This window comes from Mucilaginibacter sp. (genome assembly GCF_965201005.1).
Classification (GTDB): domain Bacteria; phylum Bacteroidota; class Bacteroidia; order Sphingobacteriales; family Sphingobacteriaceae; genus Mucilaginibacter_A.
On record NZ_OZ241747.1, the window covers coordinates 3321119 to 3346820 of the forward strand.

The following is a 25702-nucleotide window of genomic DNA, read 5'->3' on the forward strand; positions in this document are numbered from 1 at the left end:
AGTATCATTTTAAAATCCGAAATGCTTGATATACGTTGTTAAATCCTTGTCGCCGCGGCCGGAAAGGCAAATTACCACTGTTTCATCACCTTTAAACTTCATTTTTTTAAGCTGGGCCAGGGCGTGTGCGGTTTCTATTGCCGGGATAATACCTTCTAACCGGGAACATTCCAAACCGGCTTCCATTGCTTCATCATCCGTAATGCTCACATATTCAGCACGTTTTATTTTATACAGATGTGCGTGCTGCGGCCCGATCCCGGGATAATCCAAACCGGCAGAAATGGAATAAGGTTCTACCACTTGTCCGTCATCAGTTTGCATTAAAATAGTGCGGCTGCCATGCAAAACACCTTCTCTGCCCAAAAAAGTGGTTGCTGCGGATTCGCCTGTATCTATACCTTTTCCGGCCGCTTCCACCGCAACTAACTTCACACTTGGTTCATCCAGAAAATGGTAAAACATACCCATTGCATTGCTGCCGCCGCCTACGCAGGCCACCGCATAATCAGGCAGTTCGCTACCGGTTTGCTGCAATAATTGTTTGCGGGTTTCCTGGGAAATAATGGCCTGGAAACGTGCCACCATTTCCGGATACGGGTACGGCCCAACTACCGAGCCGATGATATAATGCGTATCTTCCGGGTTGTTGATCCAGTCGCGCATGGCCTCGTTGGTGGCATCCTTCAGCGTTTTACTGCCCGAAGTTGCAGGGATAACGGTTGCGCCCAGCATTTTCATCCGGGCCACGTTTGGTGCCTGCCGTTCAATATCCACTTCGCCCATGTAAACCACACATTCTATATTTTTTAAAGCACAAACCGTAGCGGTTGCCACACCGTGCTGACCGGCACCGGTTTCAGCAATGATGCGTTTTTTGCCCAGCCGCTGCGCCAGCAAAATCTGGCCGATGGCGTTGTTGATTTTGTGCGAACCGGTATGGTTTAGATCTTCGCGCTTAAAATAAATGCTGGCACCATACAAATCCGAAGTGCGTTTTGCAAAATACAAAGGCGACGGCCGGCCAACGTAATCCCGCATCAACTGATTAAATTCATCGATAAAAACAGCATCCGTTGTGATTTCCAGGTATTGCTGCCTTAATTCTTCAATATTCGGGTACAGCATTTCGGGGATGTACGCACCTCCAAAATCACCGTAATAACCTTGTTCATCTACACCAAATTTCATTATCCAAAGGTTTTGTTTTGAAGGAAGTTTACACGTTTTCAGCTTTGATCAAATCGAAAGCTTCCTTCAGTTTTTCAATATTTTTTACGCCGGGTTCGTCTTCAAACCGGCTGTTTAAATCCAGCCCGTAAAAGGCAGGATGTTTAAATTTTAACACTGCTTTGATGTTTTCAATCCCCAGACCGCCGCTCACAAAAAACGGGACGTTGAGTTTATAATTTTCCAAAACATGCCAGTCGAAACTTTTTCCCGATCCGCCATGAACGGGTGTTTTGGTATCAAACAAAAAATAATCAACAGAATTTTCATAAGTTTTGAGATGATCGAAATCAAAGTTTTCATCTACCCCGAAAGCTTTGATCACGCCTACCGTTTTTTGCAAAGCGGCACAGGTTTCTGCGGATTCGTTTCCGTGCAGCTGCACCAGATCAAGCTGATATTTTTCGATAATACTTTTGATCGTAGTAAAATCCTTATCCACAAAAACACCTACTTTTTTTGCCGGTAAACGAAGCATTGCCAATTCTTCATTCACTTCATAACCCACAAAACGCGGCGAATGCGGATAAAAAATCAACCCAAAAAAATCAGGCCCTAAAGCCGCAACTTCCCGGATGTTTTCCGGAAATTTCATACCGCAAACTTTAATTTTCATCTTCTTTAATTTTGCAATAATAATTTAAAACTGTTTAAGGCTTTTTTGTTTTGAAAAGATACATTTGCTTCGTCAAAACAGGCAGCAAATGATTTTTCGGGGCAGCTTGTTTTGATGGCCATTGCCGCGTTGCAAAGCACCACAGTGGTTTGGGCCGCGGTAGCGGTATTGTTTAAAACATTGGTAAAAACAGCTGCTGCTTCGGGCACGGTGTGGCCACTGCTGATTTGGGCCGGGTCAAGCCTTGCAAAACCCAAATCTTTAAGCTGATAAACCTGCTCGCCGGCATTAGAAAAGGTTTTGAAACCGCCTGTCAGCGAAATTTCGTCATAACCGTCTAAAGCGTGCACAACGGTATAATTTTTATCGGTTTTTTGGTACAGGTAATTGTAAACCCGGGCCAGCTCCAAACTGAAAACCCCAACCATCTGGTTTTTGGGTTTTGCCGGGTTCACCATCGGCCCGAGCATGTTAAAAAATGTTTTTACGGCCAGTTCTTTGCGGATCGGGGCGATGATTTTCATGGCCGGATTAAAAAGCGGCGCGTGCAGAAAACAAATCCCGGCCGTAGCAATGTTTTTTTTAAGCTGATCCTGGTTGCTGGTAAACCGGTAACCCAGATATTCCATCACATTAGAGGAACCCGAACCGGAAGAAACGCCGTAATTGCCATGTTTGGCCACCGGATAACCCGCCCCGGCCACCACAAACGAGGCCAGCGTGGAAATGTTGAAAGTATCTTTGCCATCACCGCCGGTGCCGCATAAATCAATCAGGTTTTCTGTTTCCAAATCAACCGGCAAACACATTTCCAGCAGGGCATCCCTAAACCCTTCCAGTTCATCTACAGTGCTGCTGCGCATACAATAAGCGGTAATAAAAGCTGCCATCTGCGACTGATTATATTGTCCGCGCGCCATGTTGATCAGGATGTTTTTTGATTCTTCCTTCGTAAAACTTCTGTTTTCAAATAAATAGTTTAAGATGGCTTTCATGTAGATTTTTGGTAGATTGAACAGCTGCTAAAAGCAATGGTCAGATTGCTTGTTTTTGTTTTACGGGCTTAATTTAAACCCGGCAAATTGAAAGATAACAAAGATCAAAAAAAATAAAGGCTACACAAACCAATCCTTACATTTAAACCCGATGACCAAAAAAACAGTGGTAAAAACAGCATCATCGTTTTGTGATATTTCTTTTTGATATTGTTTCGGCGTTGCCCAAAATCTGTTTTATTTGAAACCAATTTTATACCCGTAAAAGAAGCATTGACCCAAATATGGAAACAAAACCAAAAGTTCAGGACGATTTAGGCTTAGGCTTGCAGCCGGTGCTGCACAACCAGCGGGTAATCAACCGGGATGGTTCTGCCAATATCCACCGCACCGGAACGCCTCTTTTTCGCACGGCCGATATATACAATGCCTTAATCAACATAAGCTGGGGTTCTTTTAACCTGATGGTTTTTGTTGCTTACGTGCTGATCAATATTTTCTTCGCCTTGATTTATTTAAGTTTAGGGATTGAAAACCTAGACGGCATTAAACCCCATGGAACAGATTTTCAGCATTTTATGGATGCTTTTTTCTTTTCGGCACAAACTATTTCCACGGTTGGTTACGGTCATATTAGTCCGGACGACTTGGCAAGCAGTTTGGTAGCAGCTTTAGAATCGCTGATCGGCCTGCTCAGTTTCGCCCTGGCAACCGGCTTGCTCTATGGCCGGTTTTCCAGGCCGTCAGCCAAAATAAAATACAGTAAAAATATGGTGGTGGCTCCTTACAAAGACATGACCGGTTTAATGTTCCGGCTGGCCAATTTCCGGAGCAACCAATTAGTTGATGTAGAAGTTTCGGTCAACCTTACCTACAACGCAATGGTGGACAACAAATCTGTCAGGCAGTTTTTACAACTTGAATTAGAGCGGAAAAGGATTGGCTTGCTTACCTTAAGCTGGACGGTTGTGCACCCGATTACCGAAGACAGTCCGCTAAAAACCATGGACAGCGGATTTTTAAAAAGCAGTGAAGCTGAATTTGTGGTGATGTTGAAAGCATTTGATGATAGTTTTTCGCAAACGGTGCATTCGCGCACGTCTTACACCGATGAAGAAGTGATTTGGGGCGCCAGTTTTATTTCAGCCATTTCCCAGGACGACCGCGGGGTAAATATTCTGGAATTGCACAAAATCGACGCGCTGGAAATCCTATAATTATTATTGTTTAATATCTGTTTAAATTTAATTTATAAAAACCCTGATGCATCTTTTACCACTATAATTTGGGGCTGTGGCCTGATCTTTACAAAAGTAAAAAGTGCTTCCCTATTTTTTAGGTGATAAAAGAAGCATAGATAAATTAGTTTAAGAAAATTTAAACAACTTACCCTTAAATTTAATTTGATCCAACAAAAACGTGTTTTATGGTACTTTTATAACAATCACTTGTTTTTATTAAATTTTTGATAATAAATTATAATGTTTATAGTTTACTTGCTAACTTTAACAATATTTAACATCTAAAACTTAATTAATTAAACAAAACATGAAAAAACTTCTACATGTAAGTGTAGTTTTCTTGCTCTTATTTGCCTCGCAGGTTTTTGCACAGAATCGCACGGTTACGGGTACAGTTACAGCAAAAGAAGATGGGTTGCCACTTCCGGGAGTAAGCGTACGGGTACAGGGAACAACTATTGGGACTGTTACTGGTGTTAACGGGAAATACTCTATCAATGTACCAGCCAGTGGTACGTTGATTTTTACTTTTATTGGTTATCAAACCTTAAACAAGCCTAATACAGGGTCAGTTGTAAATGCAACGTTGACAGCATCTACCCGACAGCTTGGGGAGGTAGTTGTTACCGGTGCGTTAGGTGTTAAAAGACAAGCCAAAGAACTTGGTTATTCCACTACTACTGTAAGTGCTAAAGATTTAACAGCAACTAACGTAACAAACATTGCAAACGGATTAACAGCCAAAGTAGCAGGTTTGCAAATCAATACCATTAATAATGGCATTGATCCTTCAGTAAGAATTACTTTACGTGGTGCAAGGTCCATCAATGGCAACAACAATGCATTAATTGTTTTAGACGGTGTTCCGGTACCTAATGGTACTTTAAACTCAATTAACCCAAACGATGTACAAGATGTAACAGTTTTAAAAGGAGCCAGTGCAGCTGCATTATACGGTTCTGAGGCTTCAAACGGGGCATTAATTATAACCACAAAAAGAGGTTCTTCTTCTGATATATCAAAAATCACCTATTCTAATTCATTTCAAATTAATAAGGTATCATATTTTCCGGCTATCCAAACGAAATTTGGCCCTTATGGTGGTGAAACGGTAGCAGATGGTTTTCGTGACCCAAACACAGGTTTCCCGTTGTTTACCGGATATGAAAATCAGCTGTATGGCCCTGCTTATAATGGTGCCCAATACCAGTTGGGTGCTCCACTTGCTAACGGAGAAAAAAACATCATTACCTATTCTCCTTTACCTAAAAGCCCGATCAAAGCTTTTTTTAATACAGGTTATACAGAACAGAATGATCTTTCATATCAAACTGGTAATGCAGATAATAATTTTTATTTTTCTGCTCAGAATGTTTATACCAAAGGTGTTGTGCCGGATGATCTTTCTAAAAGAACAGCTTTACGTGCATCAGGTACAAAAACCTATAAAATTTTTAAACTTGATTATTCTGTTGGTTATACAAACTCGAGCTCAAGTACCTACGGTATCAACTATTCAACAAATGCAACTACTCAGATTTTATATGCCAACTTATTTCAAATGCCGGCTTTCATCAATATTGATGATTTAGCTCAGGGAGACAATAGCAAGTTCTATAATCCGAATGATTTTTATAGTGCTTATAGTGTAAATCCTTACTGGCAGATTAAAAATTCAAGGATTAATCGTAAAGGTGATACTTTTTTAGGCAATATCAGCTTAAATGTTAAACCTACAAAATGGTTTGATGCAACTTATCGCTTGTCTCAAAACTTTGGTGTAAACAACTATAAATATACACGTAAGGAAGTCCAGTTTTCTTCTTATGCCGCTTCAGATCCGCTTGGTGTAAGTAACATTCCATCTCGTTATGGCAAAGCTGCCAAATCCCCTGGATTTGTTCAGGATTATACCCAGTACGGTGATGGTACAACCAACCTGAATACAACTAATGCGCAAGGTTTATCACGTTTACAACAAGACATTTTCTTGAAATTTAATCATACTTTTTTTGATGATTTTAAAACAGATTTACTGTTAGGCAATACCATTTGGCAATCAAAAGCCCGCACTCAAAATGATCAGAGTTCAAATCTATTAATTCCGGGCTTTTACAATATTGGTTTGATCTCTGGTGCTCCGACAGTTTCAGAAGCCGACTATCTTATTCGCCAAATAGGTGTTTATGGAGCATTAAACATCGGTTATAAAGACTTCGCATTTATACAGGCAACCGGAAGAAATGATTGGGATTCTAGATTGTCAAAAACAAAAAGATCATTATTCTATCCTTCTGTTTCCGGATCATTTGTATTTACAAATGCTTTCGATATATTAAAAAACAACAATATTTTATCTTATGGTAAATTAAGGGCTGCGGTTTCTAAAGTAGGCCAGGTTAATATTGCCCCTTACTCTATTAATAATACATTTAGTTCAACTCCGGGATTTCCTTACGGTGGCTTGGGTGGTTTATCTTTGGGCACCACAAACAACAATCCTTTACTGGAGCCTGAGTTTGTTACAGAAAAAGAATTTGCTGTTGAATTAGGTTTACTGGATAACCGAATCAATCTAAGTGCCACCTATTATAAACAGAATAGTAAGAACCAAACTTTGAATGTTCAAACATCAGCTTCAACGGGTTTTAACCAAGCTACTGTTAATGCTGGCGAAATTGCCAATAGTGGTTATGAGTTTGAGTTAAACGGCATAGTACTTTCTGCATCTAAAAACGTGATTGGTTTAAAATTGGGTGGTAACTTAGGCATCTACAATTCAAAGGTAGTATCCTTACTTCCCGGATCTACTCAATTCCAAGTGTCCGGAGCATCCTCTTCAATTTATGCAGTTGTTGGCCAACCTTATCCTTCATTATTGGGTACAGATTACAAACGTGACAACCAAGGACGAGTGGTGGTTGATGCTACAGGTACTACAGCCGGTTATCCGCAATTGGGTTCAGGTTTAACTAATTTTGGCAGGACAACCCCAAAATATGTTTTGGGGTTAAATATGGCTGCTAATTACAAATTTGTAACCCTTTCTGCTGTTGCAGAATATAAAAGCGGATATGTTATTTACAATGCTATTGGATCAACTTTAGATTTTGGCGGTATTTCTGCAACAAGTGCATCAGCAGATCGTCAACGTTTTATCTATCCTAACTCTGTGATCCAAACCTCCCCTGGTGTTTATGTACCCAATACAACAGTACCAGTTGTTGATGGCAACTATGGTTTTTGGCAGGGTTCAAATTATGGATCAGCATTAACGCCTTTTGTAACCAGCGCAGCTTATTGGAAAATCAGAGAGATTACGCTAAATTTTAATTTATCTCAATTTATAAACAAAACCAAAGTAATTAAAGGTTTAAATTTTGCACTAACCGGCAGAAACATGTTTTTGTTCAGGCCTAAAGACAATCCCTACACAGATCCTGAATATAATTTAGATGCTACAAATGCCGTTGGTGTAACGAACGCTAATCAAACGCCTCCAACCAGGATATTTGGTGCTAACCTTCAGGTAATTTTTTAAAAAAGAAATATGAAAAAGACATTTTCCATCATAGCACTTTCGATACTTATCAGCATGTCTGGATGTAAGAAAGACTTCCTGAGTCTGGAAGAAAACCCTAACACACCCTCTACTGCTACCCCTCAATTTCAATTATCCGGTGCATTAGTTGTTTCGGCAAATTTATATAATGCTAATGCTAGTACTAGTACAACTACACCGGGCGCAATAAGTTTAACAACAAGTGGTTATGCCCAAACGGTTGGTATATGGATGGGGTATTGGACAGCAAGTGGTAACTATGTGCCGGCTTCGGCACTTAACACAAACAATTTTACCAATACAAACTATCAAATTTGGACGCAGTTTTATCTAAACCTTTCAAACTATGACGCATTAGACAAAAAAGCTGCTACAGACCCTACTTTAGTTTACTTCTCTTCAATTGCAAAAATCATGAAAGCACTTGAATTTCAAACTTTGGTAGACACCTATAATAATGTACCGTACAGCCAGGCATTTAAAGCCCCAGGTGTTTTATTCCCTGCTTATGATAACGGAGATGTTATTTATGATGATTTAATGAAACAGCTTGATGCTGCCATCGCTGCAATTAAAGCTGCTACTCCTGCTTCTGCTGTAAACCCGGGAACTTCGGATGTGATGTTTAAAGGCGTGATGACCAATTGGATTAAGTTTGCAAACACAATTAAGTTGAGATTGGCCATCAGACAATGGAATAAATTTCCTGCTAAACAGGCAGCCTTAAAAACTGCAATTACTACTACTTCCACTGATGGCTTTATAGATCAAACTTTCCAGGCAGCAGTAAACCCTGGTTATACAAACGATGATGCAAATGGATACAAACAAAGCCCTTTTTATGTAAGTTATGGATTTAATGCAACGGGGGCAGTTTCATTACCCGGCGATTATTATAAAGCTAATGCCTATGCAATTAATAAACTCACAACTACAAACGATCCCCGTTTATCTAGATTTTATGCCCCTGCATCTGCACCAGTGAATCCATTAGTTCCGTTCGTTGGTAATATTTATGGGTCAACTGCACCAACCAACAACCCTAAAACAAGTAGCATTGGACCTGGCTTATTAAAAAGTGCAACACAAGATGCCGTGATTTTAAGTTCTGCCGAATCATTGTTCTTGCAATCTGAAGCTTCCCTTTATGGAATATTAACTGCTAATGCGCAAACGTTATATGAAAGCGGTATTAGTGCTTCGTTTACGGCTTTGGCTGTTCCAAATGCTACAACTGCTGCTGCAACTTATTATGCCCAACCCATTACAAACGTAAATTGGACAGCATCTGCAAACAAATTAGCGGCAATTATAAATCAAAAATGGACTGCGCTTAATGGTTATGGTAACATAGAAGCTTATAATGAATACCGAAGGACTGGTTTTCCATCAGATATTCCGGTTTCTACTCAAGCTACTCAACCGATTATTCCTACCCGTATTTTTTATCCAAGCACCGAAGTGTCAAACAATGGTGACAACTTGAAAACACAAGGTACAATCAATCAGTTTTCTTCAAAAATATTTTGGGCTTTATAATTATGAATATGAGAAAGTTTAATATAAAAAAAATATTTCCTGTTTTATTTATTGCATTGGTGATAAGTTTAAGTTCATGCTTAAAATCAAAAGACACTTATGTAGATTTTAGTAAGGTTGGCACAACCATCGAACTGCCTTTAGCGGCATTAAATCAGGAAACAGGTGTTAAAGTTGTTAAAAATATATATCCTGTAAGTACCACTTCTTCGGATTTACCTGTGGTAGTGAATATTGCATCACCGAAAACATTAGATCATGCCCTTACTGTAACTTTAGGTATTAATGCAAATGATGCCATTGGAAAATTAAATACATCTGTACCAACCGGAGGATATGTTTTAATACCTGCGAATGCGTACTCTGTATCTAGTCTTCAGGTTACGATTCCTGCCGGACAACGTACTGCCACAGTAAATTTTAAAATTAATTCATCTCTTGTTGGAACAACCAATACAAAGTATGTGTTGCCGGTATCAATAGTTGATGGTGGTGGTGAGCAAATTAGCCTTTATAGTACAGTGTACTACAACATCATAGTTAAGTAGCAGTGTTTTATCTTTTAGTATTTTAAAAGCAAAAGCTAAGCCGACCCATATTTTATAGGTCGGCTTTTTGTTTAAACACCAATTAGCATAATTTATAATGAAGCTATAAAGCTGTTTAAACTTATTAAAGTGGAAAAGGAGGTTTCTAATAAAAATTCATTTTTTATGATGCTAATATCAGTTCAGGATTGAGAACCGTTGATAAAGGCACGATAGAGGAATTAATTTATACTCTATTCAAGAATGAACAAGAAATAAAAATTTAAAAACAAATCAATGTTTATTTTAATTTCTTATATGTGAAAATTTATTCAAGAATGAACAAGAAATAAAAATTTAAAAACAAATCAATGTTTATTTTAATTTCTTATATGTGAAAATTTATTACCTTTACAATAATTAATATAACTATAGGATTATGTACTAAATTACTTCATACCGTGTAATATTGCAACGAATAGCAATAAATATTTAATTAAATGAAAACTAAATTAACAAAAGAAGAAATGCGAGTTATTTTTGGTGGTGTTAACCCTAAAGACTGTCCCGATGGTGAAGCTGCATATTTCTGTAGATTTCCAGAAGCTGTAGGAATTTTCTGTCTTAGTCCAGATTATGGTTTCCAGATGATTGAAAATGGTACTTGTCATAATTAAAATATAGGTGTAATTGCTCCTGTATTTTTTATTATGGAATATTTTTATTTACAGCATTTTAGTGTTAGGCAAAATTTAAATTTGTTGCTATGTTTACTCAAAATCATTTGTTAAAGGCATTTATTACTTTGACAAGTGCTTGTGTTTCTAAATGTATGATAAATCAATTTTAACTGGAAAAACTGACAATCAGAATAAATTATTTTCAACTTATATAGCTAAACAGGTCTACTATTTTAGCGTAAAACTACTTGTGAATACAGTCATCATACATTTGAGAACAGTACCTTACAAGTAAGTATAATTTTACTATACATTTTTTACAATGCATTGTTTATGTAGGAATTTAAAACAATGTCTTTCGTATTGCGCCTTGAGTAACGAAAATTATATGATTCTCAATGTAAATTCTGTAATTAATTTGGATTATCAATAGGAAATTTTGTTGTAAGATATTTTAACGCCCGCTGTGTTTAAACATTTGATGCTTGCATGTTTTCCCCTTGTATAAACATAAGTAATACACCAAATTGCTGCTGTCTCCTCACTATTCGATTTGCTGTAGGAGTTAATACAGGTTCTAAAAGCATTATGAAATTTTTTATATCAACCTTATTATTTTCTAAGGTTGAAATTAAAAATATTAAATTTTATTTTATAAAAAGGTTACAACAATAAAGGCTAATCAACCTACATTCAGTATTAATTACTATTCTAGAATGTCAATTTTCCCAACTTTGCTTTTCCACCAATTCCTCTAAAACCGCTGCCAACTCATTCACGCACCTATCCGCATTAATTTTACTATGCGTTTGGAAAGCAATGGCTTTGGCATAAATAACAGAAGTAATCTCGGATAAACTGATTGCTTCCAAAACTTTCATTACAGTAATCACTACTTTGGATTGAAGTAAAACCGATATTATGCTTAAAGGCTAGATACTTTCTGTCCGGACCTTTTGCCGCATTGGGAGTTTTAACCTGTTGATTAAGTCTTGGCACAGATATTCAACATAACAGCCACTTGCTTTAAAAAACTGCAGAAAATCTTCGTGGTCTTTAAATTCCCCGAAAACCTGGCTGAATGCTTCTTTTATCGCCCTAAAACATTGGAGTTTTTGCGGTAAAAAAAATGTTTTCAGGTTGACCGCTTCTTCTACAAAAAGGATTTTTGTACTTTTTGGCTGGTATTGCTGCTGGGTTTGGTTTAAAGCTTCTGTCATTTCTTTAAAAATATTTATGGTCAATTATTTGGGGCTTTACCAGTCTCACCTTAAATGCCTCTGATCCGGTGAGGCTCTAAAAACAAACCTTAAATTTATACCGGTAAAAACAGCATCTTGCAATACCAAAAAAATTTCTAAACATGAAATTACAAACACGAAGAAATTTCATCAAATCTACTGCTGCGCTGGCTGCCGGTGCTGCATTGGTTCCTGCTCCTGCTTCCTCTAAACCAAATCCGGCTGCCGCTGTTTCGCACTTTATGTATAATTCCCCAAATTTTAACGGTAAAGTTTTTGTCAACCCGATCCCAACGCAAACTGGTTTATCTTCCAGCATTTTCAAAGTTTTAGCCGAATATGCCAAAGATCATCCCAACCGAACGCCACGAATAAAACCAGGGCCTTTTCCGGCTGATTTGAATTTGTTACAAAATCTTCCTGCAGATACTTTACGCATTACTTTAATCGGCCATTCCTCTTTGCTGATTGAAATCGATGGCAAACGCATTTTAACCGATCCGGTTTGGGTACAGCGGGCTTCACCTTTTCAGTTTCTCGGGCCGAAAAGGTTTTTTCCGGCATCAATTGCTTTGGATGATCTGCCTCCGATTGATGGCATTATCATTTCCCACGATCATTTCGATCACCTTGATAAAGAAACCGTAAAAACATTGGGTAAAAGAAGCATCCCATTTTTCTGTTCGCTCGGTGTCGGGAAGATTTTGGAAAACTGGGGCATCCCCAAAAACCAAATTACCGAGTTTGACTGGTGGCAGGAAAAAGAAATATGGCCTGGCTTTAAATTAATTGCTGCCCCGGCGCGTCATTTTTCAGGCAGAGGAATAAGCCATAGAAACACTACGCTTTGGGCCTCCTACATTATCCAAGGTCCAAAACACAAAGTTTATTTTGGTGCCGATTCCGGGATGCACCCTTTATTTAAAACCATTGGCGAAAAATACGGCCCGTTTGATATGGCCATGCTCGAAATTGGCGCTTACAACGATCTTTGGAAAGATATCCACATGGGGCCGGACAATGCAGCGGAGGCTTTTTTAGCTTTAAATGCCAACCTGATGATGCCGATCCATTGGGGAACTTTCAACCTTGCTTTTCATGCCTGGACCGAACCAATTGAACGTTTACTGCAGCTGGCTAAACAAAAAAACATTAAATTAGCAGTGCCAAAACCAGGTGAAACTTTCATCTATAACGGTCAGCCGCACATCAGCAAATGGTGGGAACCTTTTAAATGATCAACAAAAACTTTCTAAAAGCCTATTTTTCAGAATTTATTGGCACTGCCCTGCTTGTGTTGATCGGTTTATCAGCTGTGATTTTTATCAACGGAAAAGGTTCGCCTGTTTTAAAAATCCTGCCAAATCCGGGCATCAGAAGGGCAGTTTCAGGCTTTTTATTTGGCACTACCGGTTGCCTGATCACCCTTTCGCCGGTGGGCAAAATCAGTGGCGCGCACATCAACCCCATCATAAGTATTACTTTCTGGCTGCGTAAAAACATGCAGTTTAAAAACATGCTCGGCTTTATCGCCGCACAAATGTCGGGCGCAGCATTAGGGTGTTTGCCCCTGTTGTTTTGGGACGATGAAGGCAGAAGTATGTATTTTGGCGCAACCGTTCCGGCACCGCTATATGCTGCTTTTATCGGTGAAATCTGGACAACTTTTGTGCTGGTTGCTGTTATCATCTTCTTCACTTCACACAATAAAATCAAAAACTTTACCCCGTTTATGATGCCAATAATCTATTGCGTAATGGTTTTTTTAGAAGCACCGGTTTCGGGCACCAGCACCAATCCGGCACGCAGTTTTGGCCCGGCGGTAATCAGCCAAATGTGGTCGGGTTATTGGCTGTATTGGCTGGCACCGGTTTTGGGGATGCTGCTTGCCGTTTTACTTTTTAGTGTAGGCTGGCTAAAGCATTTAAAATCAGACGTGGCCAAACTTTATCATTTTGAAAGATACCGCCACATTAGCAATCAACTATAAATATCGGATGCTGTTTTTACCGGGTATTTTTTAGGCTATTGCTTCATTTCACGTTTGCGCATGGGCATGGCATCAATGGTTCGGTACAATTTTTCCTGACTGACCGGCCCGTTGGCACGTAGTTTTTCGCCGCCGTCTTTTCCAACCAAAATAAAAGTAAATTTTTGGGGCGAAGCTTTATATTTTTTAAACAAAGCCTGATGCGCCTTAAAACCAATTATTTCGTGGATCAAAATATCACGTTCCTTCAAACCGGTAAAATCATTTAAAGCAGCTTTTTGGGCGATAAAAGAAGCATTGTCAGCATCGGCGGTAAACAACCAGATTTCGCGGTGGCTTTTTTGTGCCGATAAATTATGCACTGGCGACAATAAAATTAATGCTGTTAAAAACAGGTTGAACATGGTTTAAATTAGTGGTTTTGATTAGTTTTTTAAAGCGATATTTTGACTAAAAGCTGCCATAACCTTTATCTTTAAGCCGCGAATGATAAAATCGGATCCTTTAACTACAAATCCACCTTCGGATAATGGATTTCATACTTTTCCAATTCTTGCACAATTTCGCTTAAAATCAGATAGTTTTTGTACCATTTTTTATCGGCCGGAATAATGTTCCAGGGTGCGGCTTCGGCACAATGCTCAAAAATATATTCGTAAATTTTGGCAAAATCATCATGTTTGCTAATCGCTGCAATATCTTCTTTCTGATATTTCCAGCGTTTGTATTCATCAGTTTTGCGGATTTGTAGTTTCTCCAACTGTTTTTCGTGCGAAATATGAAGGTAAAATTTCATCAAAATCGTGTTGTCCCGAACCAAACCGCTTTCAAAACTGTTGATTTCCGCACAACGCGCTTTAACCAGTTGATCATCAATCAGATTGTTGATTTTCGGCACTAAAATATCTTCGTACTGCGAGCGGTTAAAAATCTGGATCATGCCTTTTTCCGGACATTCTTTGCTCACGCGCCACAAAAAATGATGCGCCCGCTCCTCTTCCGTTGGTGCTTTAAAAGATTTTACACGGCACCCGGCCGGGTTTACACCCGAAAAAACGTGTTTCACCGCGCTGTCTTTGCCGGAAGCATCCATGCCCTGCAAAATAATCAGCACATCATACTTCTTTTGCGCGTATAATTTATTCTGAATTTCGGCCAGCTTTTCCGTCAGCCCAAGCATTTCTTTGGCCGCTTCTTCTTTGGTTATTTTTTCTTCGGGATCGGTTGAAATGTCCGCCAGTTTGATTTTTTTGCCCATGATGCTTCTTTTATACACTAAATTTTATCCAGCCTGTACCTTCATAACCAAAAATAAACTGTTTTGGGTTGATTATTTCTGCTAAAATCTCAACCGAATCTACAATCCGCGGCCCGGAACGATTGAAAAACTGGTTTCCGTCGGCCACAAAAAACCGGTTGTTTTTCACCGCCTGCAAATCCCGGAAATACGGTTGCTGCAACAACACATCCATTTCTTTCAGTGTTCGTTCGATACTGAAACCGCATGGCATCACGATAATGATTTCCGGATCGGCCTGCACCAAATCCATCCAGTCAATCACCGGCGAATGTTTTCCGCTGATGGCCAAAACCGATTGCCCGCCGGCAATTTCCACCATTTCCGGCGTCCAGTTTCCGGCCATCATCAGCGGTTCTGTCCATTCAATACAGGCCACAGTTGGTTTTTGGGTGATAAATTTAAGTTTGTGCCGGATCAGTTCCAGCCGTTCCTGCATCCGCTCCAGCAAATCCTCACCGCGTTCCGGCACGCCCAAAACCTCCGATACTGTTTTTATATCGGTAAAAACAGCATCCAGATTGTCCGGCTCCAGCGAAATAATTTTTACCGGATAATCCAGCAGGTTTTCCAGTGCTTTTTCTACGTCTTTAAAACTTACCGCGCAAACTTCGCATTGTGTCTGGGTGATGATGACATCCGGTTTTAATTTCTTAATCAACTCACAGTCAATCTGATAAAAAGACAACGCATCTGTTAAAATACCTTTTACCTGCTTGTCGATTTCCAGACTGTTTGCATTCGGATCAAGCATTGCCGAAGAGCAAACGGGTAAGTTTTGGATCGAATCCGGATAATCACATTCGTGCGAGCGGCCAACCAGCTGCACTTCCAAACCTAATGCACACACTATTTCTGTTCCAGCGGCCAACAGGGAAATGATTTTTTGATTCAATACCATTAAATTATACCTTCAACAAATACAAATAAAAAATGCCATGGTTCTCATTCCCCCTTTGAAGGGGGCCAGGGGGATGACCTTTTAAACCAAACCAACATTGAACAATCACTATAACAAACAAAATAAGCAATTAGCCCGCAATCTGCGCAATGATTCTACACCGGCAGAAATCCGCCTTTGGAGTGATTTGCTTCGGGCAAAAAGTTTTTACGGTTATGCTTTTCTCCGCCAACGGCCAATTGGCAATTACATTGCTGATTTTTTTTCCAAAGAGTTGAACATTCCGCTTGATAATTATTGAGTTAGACGGAGGAAGTCATCAGCAGGAAGAACAGGCAAAACGGGATGTTATGCGCAATCAGGAATTACAAAATATGGGTTATCAGACTATTCGTTTTGAAAATGATGAGGTTTTATATGATTTAGATAATGGGCTTAGGACTTTAGAAGTTTTTGTGGAGGAGTTTGAATTGAAAAAAATACAAAATCATCCCCCTAACCCCCTTCAAAAGGGGGAAGAGAACCAAGTTGTAGATTTAGCAAATTCAACTAAGAAAAAAGTTAATGATAACTTACTGCCTATACTTCTTTTATGCCTGTTTTTTTTGTTTGGCTGCTCCTCCAAAGATCAATCCAACAAAACGGTTTTTAACCTGAACATGGATGATGCGCTCACTTCGCTTGATCCGGCTTTTGCCCGAAACCAGAATGCCATTTGGTGCGATAACCAGTTGTACAACGGTTTGGTGCAAATTGACGACAGCTTAAAAACCCGGCCTGCCATTGCCAAAAGCTGGACGGTTTCTGCGGACGGGCTGCATTATACTTTCCGTCTCCGCAGCGATGTTTTTTTTCAGGATGACGCGCAGTTTAAAAACGGAAAAGGCCGGAAAGCCGTGGCGGCAGATTTTGTTTATAGTTTTAAAAGGCTGATCGATCCGAAGATTGGTTCTTCCGGTTCCTGGATTTTCAGTGATAAAGTAGCGGTAAAAACAGCATTTACTACGCCTGACGATTCAACTTTTATCATCAACCTGCGCCGTCCTTTTCCACCAATGCTGAGCCTGCTTACGGCACAATATTGCTCGGTTGTGCCACATGAGGTGGTTGATTTTTATGGGAAAGATTTCCGCAGTCACCCAGTTGGTACCGGCCCGTTTAAGTTTAGGTACTGGAAAGAAGGCGAAGTGCTGATCCTCCTTAAAAACGAAAAATACTGGGAAACAGAAAACGGCCGCCGTTTGCCTTATCTGGATGCGGTGCGTGCTTCTTTTATCACCAATAAACAAACCGCTTTTCTGGAATTTGTGAAGCATAACCTGGATTTTTTTAACGATGTAGACGGCAGTTACCGCGATGACATCCTTACTAAATCCGGCAAAATCACAAAGAAATATAAAGGTAAATTTCAATTTATAACGCGACCATATCTAAACACAGAATATTTAGGGATGCTGGTTGACAGCAACTTAGCTATCGTTAAAAATTCTCCGCTACGGATTAAAAAAGTTCGGCAGGCCATTAATTATGCCATTGACCGCGAAGAAATGGTAAAATACCTGCGCAACAACATCGGTACGCCCGGTCATGCGGGTTTTGTGCCGTTGGGGATGCCCGGTTTTGAGCAGCAGATTGTTAAAGGTTATCATTATGACCCGGAGAAAGCCAGAAAACTTTTAGCCGAAGCCGGTTTCAACGCAAAACATCCTGTCCCGGAAATTTTGCTGAACACTACTACAACTTACCGTGATCTGGTTGAATTTATACAAGGGCAGCTGCAAACCGTTGGCATCCGTACACGCGTGGAAGTGGGCCAGGGCGCAAGTTTGCGGGAAATGATCGCTAAAAACAGCATCAACTTTTTTAGGGGAAACTGGATTGCCGATTACCCGGACGCGGAGAATTATTTATCGGTTTTTTATTCTAAAAATAAGGTCCCGTTCGGGCCAAATTATACGGCTTTTTATAATACAGATTTTGATAAATTATTTGAAGCCAGCTATCAGGCCAAAACCGATCCGGCCCGTTTTAAATTGTACCGGCAGATGGATCAACTGGTGATGGACGAATCGCCGGTGGCGGTTTTATACTATTATAAATTGGTGAACCTTTATCAGAACAACATCAGCGGCATCAGCACAAACGGACAGAATTTGCTGGTTTTAAAGCGGATCAGGAAAAGGTAAATGCCTCACGGTTATCTCCAAAAAAGGAAAAATTGGCAGGATTTAGAAGCTGTTCATCTCTGCAACGGAAAATTTATATGCTTCTTTTATGTCTGCAAATTTGGGGTTTTCGGTTATTCGCAATAAAAAAATGTGTTAAAAAACCATCCTATTTTAGGTCATAAAAGAAGCATGCCAGATTGGTTCAATTGTTTTCGGGCAGCTTCTTACCTCAAACAAAAAAATCCGGCTGTTTAGGCCGGATTTTGAATGCTGTTTTTAGCAGGTAAATTTTATTGCGGACGGCCGCCGCCACCACCACCTGCACCGCCGGTAGGAACACCACCGCCGCCGCCGTTGTCCCCCGGCATCAAATCATCATTGTTGATGCCTTTTTTCTTGGTTTGCTGGCCATAAGTGATCTTACCAAAACTATAAGAGAACGTAACCCCGAAAGAACGGATTGGATAACTGATGCTTTGATTTTGGCTGATACCGTTGCCCTGGATGTTGGTTTTAAGGTTAAGATATTTTTGAAATGGTGAAAGCGCATTCAGCCCAAGCGTAAATTTTTTGGCGATAATGTCTTTTTTCAGCCCAAAACCATAAAGGTTAAACGCCGGCCCGGTGCCCTGTATGTTTCTCCGGGGCGAGTTGAAAATGGCAAAAACCTCTGCGGCAAATCCTTTTTTAAGCTCTAAAGTAGAACCTGTAAAAATATTGTATTGGATATAAGTGTTGTTGCTGCTTTGCTGTGCGGCCAGATTTGCGTTTGCATTGGCTGCGTAGGTATAAAAGTTTGCACTACCGCGAATGGTCAATGGTTTTATCGGATTGATGGAACCGGCCGCGCTTAACCCGAACGAATTATTTTTACCGATGTTTAGATAGTTGGTACGGGTAACGGTACGGCCCAGGTCCGAATCAAAAATGGAGGCCGCAATCCCTTCTATCAAATCATTGGTGTGTTTGTAGTACGTGGATAAAATAACAACCGAGCTTTTGATAAAAGCGGTATAGCCAAACTCCAGCGTTTGCGAAACTTCCGGAGAAAGTGTTGGGCTGCCCTGCGTTTGATTGTCCGCATTGGCTTTATTTACAAAAGGGTTGATTTGCGTGAGGCTTGGCCGTTGAATACGTTTGGTATAAGTAAGCTTAACCGTATTGCCGCCTTTTAAAGATTTGGCTAACGCTATACTCGGCACAAAAGTAGTGTACGAATTTGAAAACGGGGAAAGACTTGGTTGTGTACGGTTGGTTGGCAAACCGCTGATCTGTGTATTTTCTACCCGGGCACCGGCCTGCAAACTGTAGCTTTTGGGCAAAGTAAAGGTAAAAACAGTATAACCGGCATACACATTCTGGTTATAGCTGTATTGGTTTGAGGCTGTGTCATTTAACAAATATGGCCCTTCATTATTGGTTTGCCTGAAAACATTAAAATCACTGTTTATCCTGCGAAAAATGGATTTTCCCCCTGCTTCAAATTTGATTTTACTGTTGATCGGCAAAGTATAATCTGCCTGCGCCGTGTATTCATCGTTTGTACCATCATTTGCACCTGTTTGATTAGGCGTATAACGAATAAAAGCTGCAGGGACGTCAAAATATCCCGTTGCATAATTGTTGGTGGCACTGGTATGGCTCCACTGCCCGGAAATAGTTATCTCTTCGTCTTTCTTTTTAAACTTATGCGTGTAATCGGCATTCCAGTCAAATCCGCTCAGGCTGGTTTTGTTGTAGTTGGAACTGGTATAGCCGTTAGAACCGGAAAACAGGCTGTTGGTGTTTAATGAATTACCATCGATGGTCATGTTAAAACCGGTGGGCGCAAAAGTGCTGGTGATAGAGTTATACTGATTAAAATCATAACTGCCGTTTACAGAGCCTCGCAAACCCTGCCGCGTAGTTTTGGATTGCGAAGTTTGCGTGCGGCTGATTGAACCGGTGACGCTGTTCAAATCTGCCAGCGAAGTTTGCGGCCAGGCAGCATTGCCGCCAATATTTGCGCCTAATGATAACCGGTTGTGTTTATAGTTAAGGTTGATGTTACCATTATTTTGCCTCGTACCGATCCCGCCGTTTATTGCACCGCTAAAACCGGATGCTTTATTGGTTTTTGTGATGATGTTGATGATCCCGCCGGAACCTTCCGCATCATATTTTGCAGATGGAGAAGTAATAACTTCCACGCTTTTGATCTGATCGGCAGGGATCGTTTTCAGCACATCGGCCAAACTGGTTGATAATGCGCCAGAAGGTTTCCCGTTGATCAAAACCCGCACGTTCTGGTCTCCGCGCAGCGAAACATTTCCGTCCAGATCAACCGATAACAAAGGCACTTTACGTAAAACATCCGTTGCGTTGCCGCCGGATGAGGTCAGGTCTTTTTCGGCATTATAAACCAATTTATCAATATGGTTTTCTATCAGTGCTTTGTTGGAAACAATGTCCACCCCTTTTAACAGCCTTCCGGTTGGCGATAAACGGATCGCCCCGATATTAAAATCCGGTCTGCCCGGCGTTGTGGTAACGGGATCGATGGTTTTGGTTGGATAACCGATAAAACTTATCGATACTTTATATTTGCCGGGGTTCAAATTATCAATTTTAAAAACCCCTTTCTCATCGGTAACAACCCCGTTCAATGGTACTTTTCCGCCGCTGCGATATAAAGTAATGGTTGCATAATCGATGGGTTTTCTGGTAAGCGAATCTATAACCGAGCCGGATATCCTGCCGGTAACCGAGGAGCCGCCACCACCCGGAAACTGGGCATGTGCAACAAGGGTAAAAGCAAATAAAAATAAAAGTAGAATTAAACGTTTCATTACTGTGTTTTTGTGATTTGGAGGTGCAAAAGTGGGAATTGTTACAACGTTAAAAGAATTTTTACTTGTAAAAGAAGCATTACTTGAGAAGGTTGTAAGGTAAAAGGTTGTAAGGAGAAAGGCTAAACCTGGCCAACCTTTCTCCTTTTACCTTAAAACCCTTCACCTTTTACCTTCCTCAAACCACCATATTCACAATCCGGCCTTTTACCACAATCACTTTTTTTGGCGTTTGCCCGGCCAGATATTTTTGCACGTTTTCATCCGCTAAAACAAGCATTTCCACTTCTTTTGGATCAAGGTTGAGCGGGATTTCGAGATTAGTTTTTGTTTTTCCGTTGATGGAAATCGGGTACGAAAACGCATCTTCCACTAAAAATTCAGGATTAAATTTCGGGTAAGCGGCGTAAGATAAACTGCCGGCTTCATTACCTAAAAGCATCCACAATTCTTCGCAGATGTGCGGCGCATAAGGCGATAAAATTACGACCATATCTTGCAGGATGCTTCTTTTAGCACACTTTATTTCGGTCAACTCATTTACCGCGATCATAAAACTGGAAACGGAGGTATTGAACGAAAAACGCTCTACATCATCTTCCACTTTTTTGATGATTTTATGCAGCGATTTGAGTTCAGCTTTTGTTGGTGCTTCGTTTACCACCCTAAAGTTGAAGCTATCATCATGAAACAGTTTCCAAAATTTCCGCAGAAACTTGAAAACGCCTTCGATGCCGTTGGTGTTCCAGGGTTTGGATTGTTCCAGCGGACCTAAAAACATTTCGTACATCCGTAAGGTATCCGCGCCGTAACGTTCAATCATTTCATCCGGATTGACCACGTTAAACTTGGATTTGGACATTTTTTCTATTTCATGTCCGCAGATATATTTTCCGTTTTGATTGTTTCGAGGAGTAGAAATTGAGCTATCTTCAAATATGAAAGCTGCATTTTCATAATCTGATCGAGAAGATCGAAATTTTGTAATCTCTAATAAATCATTAGAAATTATATTTACGTCAACATGTATGGGATTTACTCTAACGTTTCTTATTTCAATATTGAATTTTTTGTAAAATGAATTGATCGCTTCAAATGTACTTTCGTCTCCTGAAATAAACTTTTCGTATATACTTTTAGATATAAACAAATTTGGTCTTACAATTTCTGTATTAATAATCAGAGTATTAGTATGTTCTCCACTAATCAATCTAAAATCAAATTCCGCTTCAACTCGATAAACAAAGCTCGATCTTCCCTGAATCATTCCCTGGTTAATCAGCTTTTTAAAAGGTTCTTCAGCTTCAACCAAACCCAAATCTTTTAAAAACTTGTTCCAGAAACGGCTGTACAGCAAATGTCCGGTTGCATGTTCGCTGCCGCCGATGTACAAATCCACATCTTTCCAATAATCAATGGCTTCTTTTGGTGCGAAAACGTTTTCCGCTCTTTCCTCTTTGGTCGCCATATAACGGTACCAGTACCAACTGCTGCCTGCCCAGCCTGGCATAGTACTTAGTTCGTAGTCAAACTCGTTTCGATATTTCCAGCCTTCTGCCCTTGCCAAAGGTGGCTCGCCACTTTCAGTTGGTAAATATTTATCCACTTCCGGTAAAACCAAAGGCAATTCCTTTTCATCAATCAGCTGCGGCAAACCATCTTTAAAATAAACCGGAACAGGTTCGCCCCAATAACGCTGGCGACCGAAAATCGCATCACGCATTCTAAAATTGATTTTAGCTTTTCCGGTGCCTAATTCTTCCAACTTGGCAATCACAGCGGCGGTTGCTTCTTTATAAGTCATTCCGTTGATAAAACCCGAATTGATGTAACGGCCTTCTTTAGTGGCGTCTGCTTCTTTTAGCACCTCTTTTTGGGTATCTAAAATGGCCACAATTGGCAAATTAAAATGCGTGGCAAAACGATGGTCGCGCGCATCGCCGGAAGGAACGCCCATTACCGCGCCGGTTCCGTATCCGGCCAAAACGTAATCGGCAATCCAAACCGGAATTTTATCATTATTTAAAGGACTAATGACGTAACTGCCCGTAAAAGCACCCGAAACGGTTTTGGTATCGGCCATGCGGTCCAGTTCCGATTTCTTTTTTGCCTGATCAATGTAAGCTTCAATATCGGCCCGCTGATCCGGTGTAGTTAAATCTTTCACCAATTCGTGTTCCGGTGCCAAAACGACGAATGTAACGCCGAAAATCGTATCCACACGCGTGGTAAAAACCGCAATTTTGGCCGGTTCCAGCGGACTATCCTGCGATAATTTAAAATTGCCCACAACCGGTTCAACCTCAAATTCCACCATCGCGCCCACACTTTTGCCGATCCAGTTGCGCTGCATTTCTTTAAGCGGTTCCGGCCAATCAATCGTGTCCAAACCTTGCAGCAAACGCTCGGCATACGCGGTAATGCGCATACTCCACTGCATCATTTTTTTCTGTTCTACCGGAAAACCTCCGCGTTCAGAAAATCCGTCTTTCACTTCGTCGTTTGCCAAAACCGTACCCAATGCGGCGCACCAGTTTACGGTGCTTTCGCGGAGATAGGTCAATCGGTATTTCAGCAGTTCTTCCTGCTTTTTTTGATCTGTAAAAGAAGTATACTCCTCCGCAGAAAAATTTAATACATCGTCATCGGATGCTGCTTTTACCGATGTATTTCCTTCAGCTTCAAATTTTTGAATTAAGGTGGAAATGGATTCTGCTTTGTCCGTTTCCAGGTTGTACCAGGAATTGAACAATTGCATAAAAATCCACTGCGTCCATTTATAGTAATCCGGCGAACTGGTTCGCACTTCGCGGCTCCAATCAAAAGAGAAACCAATTTGATCCAATTGCCGGCGATAAGTTGCAATATTTTGTTCGGTGGTAATGGCAGGATGCTGACCGGTTTGTATCGCGTATTGTTCTGCCGGTAACCCGAAAGAATCGTAGCCCATCGGGTGCAGCACGTTAAAACCTTTTAAACGTTTATAGCGCGCAAAAATATCCGAAGCAATATAACCCAGCGGATGGCCAACATGCAAACCGGCACCGGAAGGATACGGAAACATGTCCATCACATAATATTTGGGTTTAGCGGAATGATTTTCGGCTTTAAACGTGTTGTTTTTGGCCCAAAATTGTTGCCATTTTTTTTCTATTTCTTTAAACTGATAATCCATTTTCGTTTCCCGGGGAATTGAACCGCGAAATTAAAAAATTTGACGGGTTAAGGCTGAATGTTTTATGCCGATGAATTTATGCCAGTAAAAGAAGCATCACGGTTCGGTAACTTATTTCATCTTCATCAAACCCGGATAAATCCTTAAAAAAACTTCTCCCGCAAAAGGGTTTTTTCCATACAGATTATCCAACCGGTTGTTGGCATGGTAAGCAGAAAGCTGACCGCCCGCGGCAATACGTATTTTTCCAATGTAAAACAGATCATAATTCAGGCCCAAAGTCAGCGCATTAACCAGGAAAAGTGTGTTTTCTCTGTATAAATCCTCATCCAGGTTCAGTTCCTCGCGGGATTTTTGCAGCCACTCATAGCGCGTGTACAGTTCCAGTTTGTGCAGGCGGTAACTGGCTTCCAGCAAAGCAGAATTTTCGCCATCGTGGCCTTTATATTTGTTTAACCCCCAAAGCAGCGTGGCATTAAACAATTGATTTGGGTTGAAAGCTTTACTGTAAATGGCGGAAGCGATCGTCCGGTTTACGTTTTCATCAGGATGTAACATTTCCGGACTTTTAATAAAACCGTGCGAAATCTCCAAAGCCCAGTTTTGGGTTGGGTTGTAAGATAAGCGGCCGCTCCAGGAATCAAAACGGGGTTTATCAAAATCCAGGCGGTTTTCGTCCGGTTCCCTTCCGGTAAAAGAAGAACCTTCAATCTTAAATTTATCCAGCCGCAAACCCAACGTGGCCACACCAAAAGTAATGTGCGTGCCGTCGTTCCAGTGGTGGCCGATTGGCGCATCCGGGTTAGCTAAGGCTGATGGCCGGTGCATAAAAGCCGTAGAGCCCAAAGCCGGTTCGCCGGGATAGCCAACGTAAAAACTCAAATCTGTTTTTTTGTTAAAGCTGTAAGAATAACTGGCGGCCAGTTCGGAAAACAGATCGTGCGGGTGCTGCCGATCTACCAGCGGCACATTTTTCCAGCTTTCGCCGGTTTGGAACAATAGCGGATAACCGTTTCCGCCTTCTGTAAACCAATCTGCAGAAAGCATCGCATTAAAACGAAAAACACCTTTTTGGCCAATTTGCCGCTGCGCCATTGACATAAACCAGTTGGGCGCATCAAATTTATTGCCGCCGCGCAAACCTTTGCCGGTAAAATCCTGACTGGTAAAACGCGGTGCGATATTACCGTGCAGCATGTACATCCACGGGCCGGAATGCAGCATAATGCCATACATCGGCGCGGCATCCGGCAGCCAGGCCGTGCCCGAGCCATCACGGTTCATGGGCAGGTTAAGCGAGTAGCCGCTGTTTATCTGCATGTTCATGTGGCCAGAAGTATCGCTCCTGTCCATACCTGACATCCCGGCCATATTGTGCTGGGCACTGGCTTTTTTCGGCAGTAAAAACAGCATTAACACGGTAATTTTGAAGTAGTTTTTCAGCTTTTTCATATCGATACAAAAATATCTGCTAAAAAAACACCGGGTTTTATACAATCCTGTTTAAGATTTATAAAATAATTAGGCTGCGTTGCTGTAAAAACCATTGAAACGCGGTTAAACGATGCTGTTTTTAGCACATTAATTTTATGCTGATAAAAACAGTATGTCATCCAGCCAAAAAAATCAATAAATCAATTGTACTTTTATTTTGTTGATGCTTTCGGAGAGATAAATTGCCTGTCATTTGCAAATCAAATTCGGGTTGCTTA

The 25702-nt window shown here is 40.7% G+C and carries 20 protein-coding genes; 9 read left to right on the forward strand and 11 right to left on the reverse strand.

Features of this window, described 5'->3' with window-relative positions; translation table 11 throughout:
• Positions 1-9 precede the first annotated feature (9 nt).
• From trpB to trpD, 3 genes are read right to left on the reverse strand one after another with little or no spacing between them, the layout of a single operon-like run.
• Positions 10-1191: a tryptophan synthase subunit beta gene (gene trpB, locus ACOFKR_RS15145; RefSeq protein ID WP_419801637.1), complete on the reverse strand. Its 1182-nt coding sequence runs from the start codon at positions 1189-1191 to the stop codon at positions 10-12.
• A gap of 28 nt (positions 1192-1219) precedes the next feature.
• A complete protein-coding gene (locus ACOFKR_RS15150; RefSeq protein ID WP_419801638.1) occupies positions 1220-1846 on the reverse strand; it encodes a phosphoribosylanthranilate isomerase in 627 nt (208 codons plus the stop codon).
• A gap of 5 nt (positions 1847-1851) precedes the next feature.
• A complete protein-coding gene (trpD, locus tag ACOFKR_RS15155) occupies positions 1852-2841 on the reverse strand; it encodes an anthranilate phosphoribosyltransferase (protein WP_419801639.1) in 990 nt (329 codons plus the stop codon).
• A gap of 284 nt (positions 2842-3125) precedes the next feature.
• Between trpD and ACOFKR_RS15160 the strand changes: the two genes are divergently transcribed.
• The 5 genes from ACOFKR_RS15160 to ACOFKR_RS15180 all read left to right on the forward strand — a co-directional run bounded on the left by ACOFKR_RS15160 (position 3126) and on the right by ACOFKR_RS15180 (position 10387).
• Entirely contained in the window at positions 3126-4058 is a 933-nt protein-coding gene (locus ACOFKR_RS15160) for an ion channel (RefSeq protein WP_419801640.1), read from the forward strand.
• Between the two features lie 331 nt (positions 4059-4389).
• A complete protein-coding gene (locus ACOFKR_RS15165; protein WP_419801641.1) occupies positions 4390-7623 on the forward strand; it encodes a SusC/RagA family TonB-linked outer membrane protein in 3234 nt (1077 codons plus the stop codon).
• Between the two features lie 9 nt (positions 7624-7632).
• Positions 7633-9183 (forward strand): SusD/RagB family nutrient-binding outer membrane lipoprotein, encoded by a 1551-nt coding sequence (locus tag ACOFKR_RS15170; protein ID WP_419801642.1) that lies wholly within the window; start codon positions 7633-7635, stop codon positions 9181-9183.
• Between the two features lie 8 nt (positions 9184-9191).
• Positions 9192-9731, forward strand: a complete 540-nt coding sequence (locus ACOFKR_RS15175) for a DUF1735 domain-containing protein (RefSeq protein WP_419801643.1) — start codon at positions 9192-9194, stop codon at positions 9729-9731.
• A 479-nt stretch (positions 9732-10210) separates the two neighbouring features.
• Complete coding sequence (locus ACOFKR_RS15180) at positions 10211-10387, forward strand: hypothetical protein (protein WP_419801644.1); 177 nt, start codon at positions 10211-10213, stop codon at positions 10385-10387.
• 722 nt (positions 10388-11109) lie between these two features.
• Here ACOFKR_RS15180 and ACOFKR_RS15185 read toward each other — a convergent pair.
• Positions 11110-11271 carry a hypothetical protein gene (locus ACOFKR_RS15185; protein ID WP_419801645.1) on the reverse strand — a complete coding sequence of 54 codons (162 nt, stop codon included), beginning with the start codon at positions 11269-11271 and terminating at the stop codon, positions 11110-11112.
• A gap of 51 nt (positions 11272-11322) precedes the next feature.
• A complete protein-coding gene (locus ACOFKR_RS15190) occupies positions 11323-11634 on the reverse strand; it encodes a hypothetical protein (RefSeq protein ID WP_419801646.1) in 312 nt (103 codons plus the stop codon).
• Between the two features lie 119 nt (positions 11635-11753).
• On the opposite strand from ACOFKR_RS15190, the gene ACOFKR_RS15195 reads away from it, so the two are divergent.
• Both ACOFKR_RS15195 and ACOFKR_RS15200 read left to right on the forward strand, forming a co-directional pair.
• On the forward strand, positions 11754-12869 hold the full coding sequence (locus tag ACOFKR_RS15195; RefSeq protein WP_419801647.1) for an MBL fold metallo-hydrolase: 1116 nt from the start codon (positions 11754-11756) through the stop codon (positions 12867-12869).
• A complete protein-coding gene (locus ACOFKR_RS15200) occupies positions 12866-13621 on the forward strand; it encodes an MIP/aquaporin family protein (RefSeq protein ID WP_419801648.1) in 756 nt (251 codons plus the stop codon). Before ACOFKR_RS15195 ends, ACOFKR_RS15200 begins: the two co-directional genes overlap by 4 nt.
• A gap of 35 nt (positions 13622-13656) precedes the next feature.
• Here the strand turns inward: ACOFKR_RS15200 and ACOFKR_RS15205 are convergent, their stop codons facing one another.
• From ACOFKR_RS15205 to ACOFKR_RS15215, 3 genes are all read right to left on the reverse strand, one after another.
• Positions 13657-14025, reverse strand: coding sequence for a DUF4174 domain-containing protein (locus ACOFKR_RS15205; RefSeq protein WP_419801649.1), 369 nt, complete (start codon positions 14023-14025; stop codon positions 13657-13659).
• A 104-nt stretch (positions 14026-14129) separates the two neighbouring features.
• Positions 14130-14879, reverse strand: a complete 750-nt coding sequence (locus tag ACOFKR_RS15210) for a PPK2 family polyphosphate kinase (protein WP_419801650.1) — start codon at positions 14877-14879, stop codon at positions 14130-14132.
• 10 nt (positions 14880-14889) lie between these two features.
• Positions 14890-15819: a cobalamin-binding protein gene (locus ACOFKR_RS15215; RefSeq protein ID WP_419801651.1), complete on the reverse strand. Its 930-nt coding sequence runs from the start codon at positions 15817-15819 to the stop codon at positions 14890-14892.
• A gap of 97 nt (positions 15820-15916) precedes the next feature.
• On the opposite strand from ACOFKR_RS15215, the gene ACOFKR_RS15220 reads away from it, so the two are divergent.
• Both ACOFKR_RS15220 and ACOFKR_RS15225 read left to right on the forward strand, forming a co-directional pair.
• Positions 15917-16120, forward strand: a complete 204-nt coding sequence (locus ACOFKR_RS15220; RefSeq protein ID WP_419801652.1) for an endonuclease domain-containing protein — start codon at positions 15917-15919, stop codon at positions 16118-16120.
• Positions 16107-18005 (forward strand): ABC transporter substrate-binding protein, encoded by a 1899-nt coding sequence (locus ACOFKR_RS15225; protein ID WP_419801653.1) that lies wholly within the window; start codon positions 16107-16109, stop codon positions 18003-18005. Before ACOFKR_RS15220 ends, ACOFKR_RS15225 begins: the two co-directional genes overlap by 14 nt.
• 272 nt (positions 18006-18277) lie before the next feature.
• Here ACOFKR_RS15225 and ACOFKR_RS15230 read toward each other — a convergent pair whose 3' ends face one another.
• The 3 genes from ACOFKR_RS15230 to ACOFKR_RS15240 form a co-directional block, all read right to left on the reverse strand.
• Positions 18278-20815: a TonB-dependent receptor domain-containing protein gene (locus ACOFKR_RS15230; protein ID WP_419801654.1), complete on the reverse strand. Its 2538-nt coding sequence runs from the start codon at positions 20813-20815 to the stop codon at positions 18278-18280.
• A 178-nt stretch (positions 20816-20993) separates the two neighbouring features.
• A complete protein-coding gene (locus tag ACOFKR_RS15235; RefSeq protein ID WP_419801655.1) occupies positions 20994-23990 on the reverse strand; it encodes a leucine--tRNA ligase in 2997 nt (998 codons plus the stop codon).
• Positions 23991-24101: 111 nt separating this feature from the next.
• On the reverse strand, positions 24102-25442 hold the full coding sequence (locus ACOFKR_RS15240; protein ID WP_419801656.1) for a hypothetical protein: 1341 nt from the start codon (positions 25440-25442) through the stop codon (positions 24102-24104).
• Positions 25443-25702 lie beyond the last annotated feature (260 nt).

Excerpts from the sequence above, each read along its gene's own strand:
- ACOFKR_RS15200 (WP_419801648.1), top strand. The coding sequence starts at position 12,866 with ATGATCAACAAAAACTTTCTAAAAGCCTATTTTTCAGAATTTATTGGC.
- ACOFKR_RS15205 (WP_419801649.1), bottom strand. The coding sequence starts at position 14,025 with ATGTTCAACCTGTTTTTAACAGCATTAATTTTATTGTCGCCAGTGCAT.
- ACOFKR_RS15195 (WP_419801647.1), top strand. The coding sequence starts at position 11,754 with ATGAAATTACAAACACGAAGAAATTTCATCAAATCTACTGCTGCGCTG.
- ACOFKR_RS15180 (WP_419801644.1), top strand. The coding sequence starts at position 10,211 with ATGAAAACTAAATTAACAAAAGAAGAAATGCGAGTTATTTTTGGTGGT.
- trpB (WP_419801637.1), bottom strand. The coding sequence starts at position 1,191 with ATGAAATTTGGTGTAGATGAACAAGGTTATTACGGTGATTTTGGAGGT.
- ACOFKR_RS15215 (WP_419801651.1), bottom strand. The coding sequence starts at position 15,819 with ATGGTATTGAATCAAAAAATCATTTCCCTGTTGGCCGCTGGAACAGAA.
- ACOFKR_RS15150 (WP_419801638.1), bottom strand. The coding sequence starts at position 1,846 with ATGAAAATTAAAGTTTGCGGTATGAAATTTCCGGAAAACATCCGGGAA.
- ACOFKR_RS15230 (WP_419801654.1), bottom strand. The coding sequence starts at position 20,815 with ATGAAACGTTTAATTCTACTTTTATTTTTATTTGCTTTTACCCTTGTT.
- ACOFKR_RS15185 (WP_419801645.1), bottom strand. The coding sequence starts at position 11,271 with ATGAAAGTTTTGGAAGCAATCAGTTTATCCGAGATTACTTCTGTTATT.
- ACOFKR_RS15160 (WP_419801640.1), top strand. The coding sequence starts at position 3,126 with ATGGAAACAAAACCAAAAGTTCAGGACGATTTAGGCTTAGGCTTGCAG.
- ACOFKR_RS15175 (WP_419801643.1), top strand. The coding sequence starts at position 9,192 with ATGAGAAAGTTTAATATAAAAAAAATATTTCCTGTTTTATTTATTGCA.
- ACOFKR_RS15210 (WP_419801650.1), bottom strand. The coding sequence starts at position 14,879 with ATGGGCAAAAAAATCAAACTGGCGGACATTTCAACCGATCCCGAAGAA.
- trpD (WP_419801639.1), bottom strand. The coding sequence starts at position 2,841 with ATGAAAGCCATCTTAAACTATTTATTTGAAAACAGAAGTTTTACGAAG.
- ACOFKR_RS15165 (WP_419801641.1), top strand. The coding sequence starts at position 4,390 with ATGAAAAAACTTCTACATGTAAGTGTAGTTTTCTTGCTCTTATTTGCC.
- ACOFKR_RS15240 (WP_419801656.1), bottom strand. The coding sequence starts at position 25,442 with ATGAAAAAGCTGAAAAACTACTTCAAAATTACCGTGTTAATGCTGTTT.
- ACOFKR_RS15170 (WP_419801642.1), top strand. The coding sequence starts at position 7,633 with ATGAAAAAGACATTTTCCATCATAGCACTTTCGATACTTATCAGCATG.
- ACOFKR_RS15235 (WP_419801655.1), bottom strand. The coding sequence starts at position 23,990 with ATGGATTATCAGTTTAAAGAAATAGAAAAAAAATGGCAACAATTTTGG.